Here is a 6,000-nt window from a genome sequence, read left to right as displayed (position 1 = left end):
TCTTTGCGGGTCTGTTTGCGCTTGCCGGCGTACTCGGCGTCGGCGAAGGTCATCTGCTTCATCGGAAAACTCGGCGGGTGGAGTCCGGGGATTTTGCCAAAATCAGGAAGTCTTTTTCAGAGTTTCCCTAAGTCCTTTGCCAGTGGTCGCAATATCCGCTTGGTGGAGGGTACAGAGCTTAATCGCTGGATCGCCGCTTCACGCACGGCTCAAGCCAAACCCTCGGTTGCTACCCCAGCTCAAACCAGCTTCGTACCTGAACAAGCGCGTGCACCAAGTTGCCCTGTCTGCAGCTCGGCTATGCAAAAGCGAGTAGCAAAACGTGGGGCGAATATTGGTAATGAATTTTGGGGTTGTTCGCAGTTTCCGAAGTGTAAGGGGATTGTTCAGGATTTATGAGTTGTAGAGATATTTTTTGATTCTAATTTTAATTGTTTTAAATTTTGAGGTTTGTCATGTACATGAAGAGTGCTGAGCAAATTATTGAGATTATTTCTGCTTGTCGGCATGTTGATAGTGAGCTTCTCGAGAGCGATGTTGTTGAGTTTAAGGAATTTTCTGGTCTGAGTAGTTTGCACGGTAGCAAGGAATTAGCAGAGGAGATTTCTGCACTTGCTAATCATAAGGGTGGAATAGTATTGGTTGGTATAAAGGATGGGTCCAATGTGTCCAATAAAAATTGGTCGTCCCAGTTGGTTGGTTTTGAGCCTGTAGATAGTATTGAGCTGGAGCAAAGGTTGAGAGGGAAAATAAAGCCGTACTTAGATATTAAGGTTCAGAATATAGCATTTGATCATAAGAATTATGTTGTGATTCACGTTCCTACTAGGCGGGATATCTTGGTTGCTACGTCGAGCGGGAAGACATGTATTCGTGATGGGCGATCTAGTAGGCCAATGATGCCTGAGGAAATAAAGTCTGCTGTTAGTGGTTTGTTGAGTTACGACTGGACGGCTGATACGTTAGAGAATCTTGATTTTTCTTGTTTTGATATTGAATCAGTTGCATCTGCCTACAAAGATTACTGTATTCGTAAGGAGTACTCCGTAGAAAAGCTTCCTCTTGAAGAAGCGTTTCTTGAGGCTATTGGCGTTACTTCGAACGGTAAGCCGACTAAGGCAGGATTGCTATTTTTAGGTAAGGCGGATGAGATTGCTAAGTGGTTAGGAGTTTATGAGTATCGCTTTAGCTGGCGTACTCGCTCAGGGCAGCTGATTATAAATGATGTGTGGGATTCAAACATATGGGACACGATTGATCGGGCAAAGAGGCATTTTGATTTCTGTAATATGGAAATTGAGCTTTCCTTCAGAGGCGATAAGTATAAGTGTAAAACTTTGGATGATTCGGCGTTTCATGAGGGGTTTATGAATGCGCTTGTTCATCGTGATTATTCTATAGAAGGCATGGTTGTAGTTGATTATGATAATGATAAACTCGTTGTAACTAATCCGGGTGTTTTTTATGGTGGGGTAACGCCGGAGAATATTGGTACGCACCAGCCCAGGCATCGTAATAAGGCACTGGCTAAGATGTTGATGAACTTTCAGCTGGTTGATAGGGCGGGTATGGGGGTCAAACGAATGGGTTTAGGTTCTTTGGCGTACGGTCGTGAGTTTCCTGAGTTTAAGGAGTCATTTGATACTGTAGAGGTTGCGTTGTCGGCGAAAGCTATTATTCCAAGTATCTTTATCAAAACACAGACTAATCCATCAAAGTATGGTGTTGATGATTTGATTATTTTTAATAGCCTTTATCGGGTTGGTTATAAAGTTGTTGCTGATTTGACTAAGCGGCTTAAAGGTATCGTAAGTGACCCTTGGGCTGCAATAAAAGATGCAGTGGCTAGACATGAGGAGATTGAGCTTTGTGGCACTAAAGATGGGGTTTTTGTTCGTATAAAGCCTAAGTGGGCAGATTTTTTTGATGTTCGTCAGACTCTAAAAATTAACAGGGCTTCAGATAAGCATGTGAAGGTTTTTGATTATCTTATGGAGTTCTCTGAAGGGTCTAACGAGAATTTCACCAAGCTGTTGGCACATAAAAAATCTACGCATACAAGTGCTTTTCTACGTGAGGCTGCATATGTCGCTAGGCGAGGTAATGGCCCAGGCGCAAGATGGTATCTTTCTGAAGTTGGTCATAAAGCTTGATCGGCTTTTAGAATCTGAATAATTCTATTGCGAATTAATTGCTTGAATTCTCACAAAAAAGCCAGACCTAACGGTCTGGCTTTTTCACATCTATCCAACCTTTCTTACAACGCCCCAAACACCTTCTTAGCCAAACTGGTCGCCGCACCAGCCGGATTCTCCCGGATGCTGGCTTCCTGCTCGGCGATCATGGCGAACAGGCCGTCCAGCGCCTGCTCTGTCACATAGTTCTCGATATTCGCGCTTTTCGCGTCGATCACGCCGAAGCTCGCGGCTTGGCCGGCGAAGCTGTTGTATTGCTTGGCCAGGCCGACCTGGTCGGTGGCTTGCTTGACGATGGGCAGGAACTTGGCGCGGATCTGTTCGCGGCTGGTTTTGTTCAGGTACTGGGTGGCGGAATCTTGCGGGCCGCTGAGGATGCTCTTGGCGTCTTGCACGGTCATCTTCTTCACCGAATCCACCAGCAGCGCCTGGGCCTGCGGCACGGCAGCCTCAGCGGCTTTGTTCATGCTCGCTTCAAGCTGATCAACCTGCGCGCCCATGCCCATCATCTTCATGGTTTTTGCGGCTTTGCCGAGGTTGCCCGGCAGCTCGATGCGTACGTCCGGGTTGTTGCTGAAACCGCCGGGTTTGCCCAGCTGCTGCACGGCTACTTTGGCGCCTTGGGTGAGGGCGTCCTTGAGGCCGCCGCTGGCGTCGCTTTGCGAAAGATCGGCCAGCGACAGGGCGAAAGCACTGCTGGAGAGGGCGAGGCCGGCGGCCAGGGAGATAAGACGGAGCATGATGGGCATCCTTGTGCGGTTGGTAAGGTAGTGACTGGAGCTTAACGGAGTGGCGCGCGCAGGCAAATCTGCAGTTGCGTCGCCGCTCTGGCAGGGCGTCGCGCCAGAAGGTCGCTGGAGAGGGAGAAGGGGCGAAGCTAGTTGGTTAAGCGCTGCAGCTCGCGACGCACCATTTGTGCGTAGGCGGCAGGCTTAAGGGCATACAGCTCGGCCGCCACCCAGCTGAGCCAACGGCCACCCAACTCGGCCTTGGCGGCCAGCAGGCGCTGGGCTTCGGCTTCGGCGCGGGCCTGGTTGGCTTGGTGAAATGCCGCACGGGAGGGCCGTGCGGGTTGGTCGTTGGTTTCGCTCATAACGCTGCGGCCAGGCCGGTTTACACAGGCTCGGCGACATCCTCGTTGCGATCCATGGTGACCTGGCGGATCGATAGGCGCAGCTCTGCCGGCAGCACGCGCTTGGCGGCGCCTTCGGCCAGTTCGCTGAGCAGCGGATGATGGCTGAGCTTGCCGGCTTCATCCTGACGCAGTACGCCCTGGTCGAGCAGGCTCTGGATAAAGTGACGGAACAGGCTCTTGTCGAAGAACTCCGGGGCGTTCAGGCCATGCAGGATCGACAGGCGCTGGGCCATCACGGTGCAGAGGTCTTCCAGCTCTTCGGCGCTGATGGCGTTCTGGCCGGCATTCAGCAGCAGGGCGGTGGCCATATAGAAGCGCTGCAGGGTCTGCACGATGGCGCGGGCCAGCAGGGTGAGCAGGACGAACTCGCGCGAGCTAGGCGCCGGACGTACATACATATCGCCATCGAGCTTGAGCAGGCCCTGTTCAACGAAGGCTGTCAGCCATTGATCGACCACACCGTCCAGCTCATCCAGGTTCCAGCGGATAAACAGTTCGGCTTGCAGGTAGGGGTAGAGCGCGCGGGTGTAGCGCAGGATCTGCTCGCGGCTCATCCGTGAACTGCTCTGGAAGAAGCTCGCCAGCAGCGCCGGCAGGGCGAAGATGTGCAGCACGTTGTTGCGGTAGTAGGTCATCAGAACGGCGTTCTGCTCGTCCAGATAGAGAATCTTGCCGAGGGCATCCTTTTGTTCGGCGAGCAGGTTCATCTTCTGTACGTATTCGATCAGCGCCTGGCCGTTGCCGTCCGGCAGGGTGGTGTGCGGCGAGTAGGGCACGCTGCGCAGCAGGGCTAAATAGAGGTCGAGCACCCGCGACAGGGCGCGTTCGTCCAGGGCCAGTTTGCTGGTGGAAAGTAGCGCCAGGGCCACCAGGTTGACCGGGTTGATCGCCGCCGCCTCGTTAAGGTGTTGGGCAACGCGCTCGCCGAGGTTGTTGGTGGCTTCATTCAGCCAGGCCGGGCGGTACTGCGTGCCGTAATCCTGCTCGCGCCAGTCGGGCTGCTCGCTGTCGAGGAATTCCGCCAGTTTGATTGGCTCGCCGAAGTTGACCCAGACATGGCCGAAACGCTGCTTGAGCGCGCCGATGACCTTGAAGATGTCGAAGATCGACTCTTTCTTCTTGCTCGCGCCGCGCAGCTCACCCAGGTAGGTGCGGCCTTCCAGCACGCGTTCGTAGCCGATATACACCGGCACAAACACCACTGGCAGGCGGTTGCTGCGCAGGAAGCTGCGCATGGTGATGGCCAGCATGCCGGTTTTCGGTTGCAGCATGCGCCCGGTGCGCGAACGGCCGCCTTCGACGAAGTACTCGACCGGGAAGCCCTTGCTGAACAAGGTGTGCAGGTATTCGTTGAACACCGCGGTATAGAGCGGGTTGCCCTTGAAGGTGCGGCGCATAAAGAATGCCCCGCCACGCCGCAGCAGCCCGCCGATCACCGGCATATTCAGGTTGATGCCGGCAGCGATATGCGGCGGCGTCAGGCCGTTGCGGAACAGCAGGTAGGACAGCAGCAGGTAGTCGATATGGCTGCGGTGGCAGGGCACATAGATCACCTCGTGGCCCTGGGCGACTTCCTGCACGCCCTCGATATGGTTGACCTTGATGCCGTCGTAGATCTTGTTCCAGAACCAGCTCAGCACCAGTTCGAGGAAGCGAATGGCGGTGTAGGTGTAGTCCGAGGCGATTTCGTTGCCATAGCGCAGGGCCTGGCTTTCGGCCTTCTCCAGGCTGATGTTCTCGCGTTCGGCTTCTTCGATGATCGCCTGACGCACCTGCGGGCCATGCACCAGGCCTTTAACCAGGTTGCGGCGGTGCGACACGTCCGGGCCGATCACGGCGGCTTTCTGGTTGCGGAAGTGCACACGCAGGATGCGCTGGACCATGCGCAGGGTGCGCTCGTGGCCTTTGTCTTGCTCGACCAGCTCGCGCAGATGAATCGGCGTGGAGAACTGCACGCGGGTCTTACGGCCCAGGATCAGGATGCTCACCAAGCGGCGTAGACGCCCTGTAACCGCCCAGCTGTCGGCGAACAGCAGCTTCCACGGGCTGGTTTCACGGTCCGGCGACTGGCCCCAGAACACGCTGACCGGAATGATCTGCGCATCGTCCACCGCATGCTGGCTGAGTGCGCTGACCAGGCGTTGCAGGGTCGGCGAGATGCCGCGTTTGTCCTGCCGGCCGAGCCAGTCGGGCTCTGGGGTCAGGTAGAAGAAGGCGGCAGGCTCCAGCAGCTCACCCACGGCCACCGGTAGCACCGGGCGCGGCAGGCCGGCCTTGCGGCACTCCGTATCGACCACCGCCAGGTCACTCAGCGACGGCTGTTGCAGCACGTAGAGCACCGGCTTGCTGCGGTCGAGCTTGAGGGTGAAGGCGGACTGGTTGATGGTTTCCGAGCGCACCCAGAGGTACAGCACGCGGCGCAAGGTGCCAAAAACGAGACGGCGGAGCGGAGATCGGGTCATACGGAGTCTGCAGGCTTGAAAACGAGCATTTGCTCGGGGGGCGTAGTGTGCCGGATCGCTTGGCTGGCGGCAAAAATCTTCTAGGGTTTAGCTGTCGTCAGCTGGGTTGCGAAATTTTTTCAGCGCAGCTGTAACAGCCGCCGGTCGGCCTCGTCTATTGGGCCGAGGCAGCCAATCGGCCGCCACTGTAAACCACCATTGGAGCGTT

At 55.3% G+C, this 6,000-nt stretch carries 5 protein-coding genes; 2 read left to right on the top strand and 3 right to left on the bottom strand.

Translation table 11 applies throughout. The features are described 5' to 3' along the window. The first annotated feature begins 162 nt into the window (after positions 1-162). Both HBN63_RS21915 and HBN63_RS13075 read left to right on the top strand, forming a co-directional pair. The gene (locus HBN63_RS21915) at positions 163-399 is read left to right on the top strand and encodes a topoisomerase DNA-binding C4 zinc finger domain-containing protein (protein ID WP_345940486.1); all 237 of its coding nucleotides are present in this window, start codon (positions 163-165) and stop codon (positions 397-399) included. Positions 400-455: 56 nt separating this feature from the next. Beyond that, positions 456-2,153: an RNA-binding domain-containing protein gene (locus HBN63_RS13075; protein ID WP_170049707.1), complete on the top strand. Its 1,698-nt coding sequence runs from the start codon at positions 456-458 to the stop codon at positions 2,151-2,153. A 104-nt stretch (positions 2,154-2,257) separates the two neighbouring features. On the opposite strand, the gene HBN63_RS13070 is transcribed toward HBN63_RS13075, so the two are convergent. From HBN63_RS13070 to plsB, 3 genes are all read right to left on the bottom strand, one after another. Beyond that, positions 2,258-2,935: a DUF4197 domain-containing protein gene (locus HBN63_RS13070; protein ID WP_160085204.1), complete on the bottom strand. Its 678-nt coding sequence runs from the start codon at positions 2,933-2,935 to the stop codon at positions 2,258-2,260. Positions 2,936-3,072: 137 nt separating this feature from the next. Continuing rightward, positions 3,073-3,288: a hypothetical protein gene (locus HBN63_RS13065; protein ID WP_170049706.1), complete on the bottom strand. Its 216-nt coding sequence runs from the start codon at positions 3,286-3,288 to the stop codon at positions 3,073-3,075. 20 nt (positions 3,289-3,308) lie between these two features. Then, positions 3,309-5,792, bottom strand: a complete 2,484-nt coding sequence (plsB, locus tag HBN63_RS13060) for a glycerol-3-phosphate 1-O-acyltransferase PlsB (RefSeq protein ID WP_170049705.1) — start codon at positions 5,790-5,792, stop codon at positions 3,309-3,311. Between the last annotated feature and the right edge of the window lie 208 nt (positions 5,793-6,000).

It is taken from the genome of Pseudomonas sp. WS 5011 (genome assembly GCF_012985775.1).
GTDB classification, from domain to species: Bacteria; Pseudomonadota; Gammaproteobacteria; order Pseudomonadales; family Pseudomonadaceae; genus Aquipseudomonas; species Aquipseudomonas peli.
Note: the sequence above shows the minus strand (reverse complement) of the source record. Positions and strands in the feature narration are given on the sequence as shown.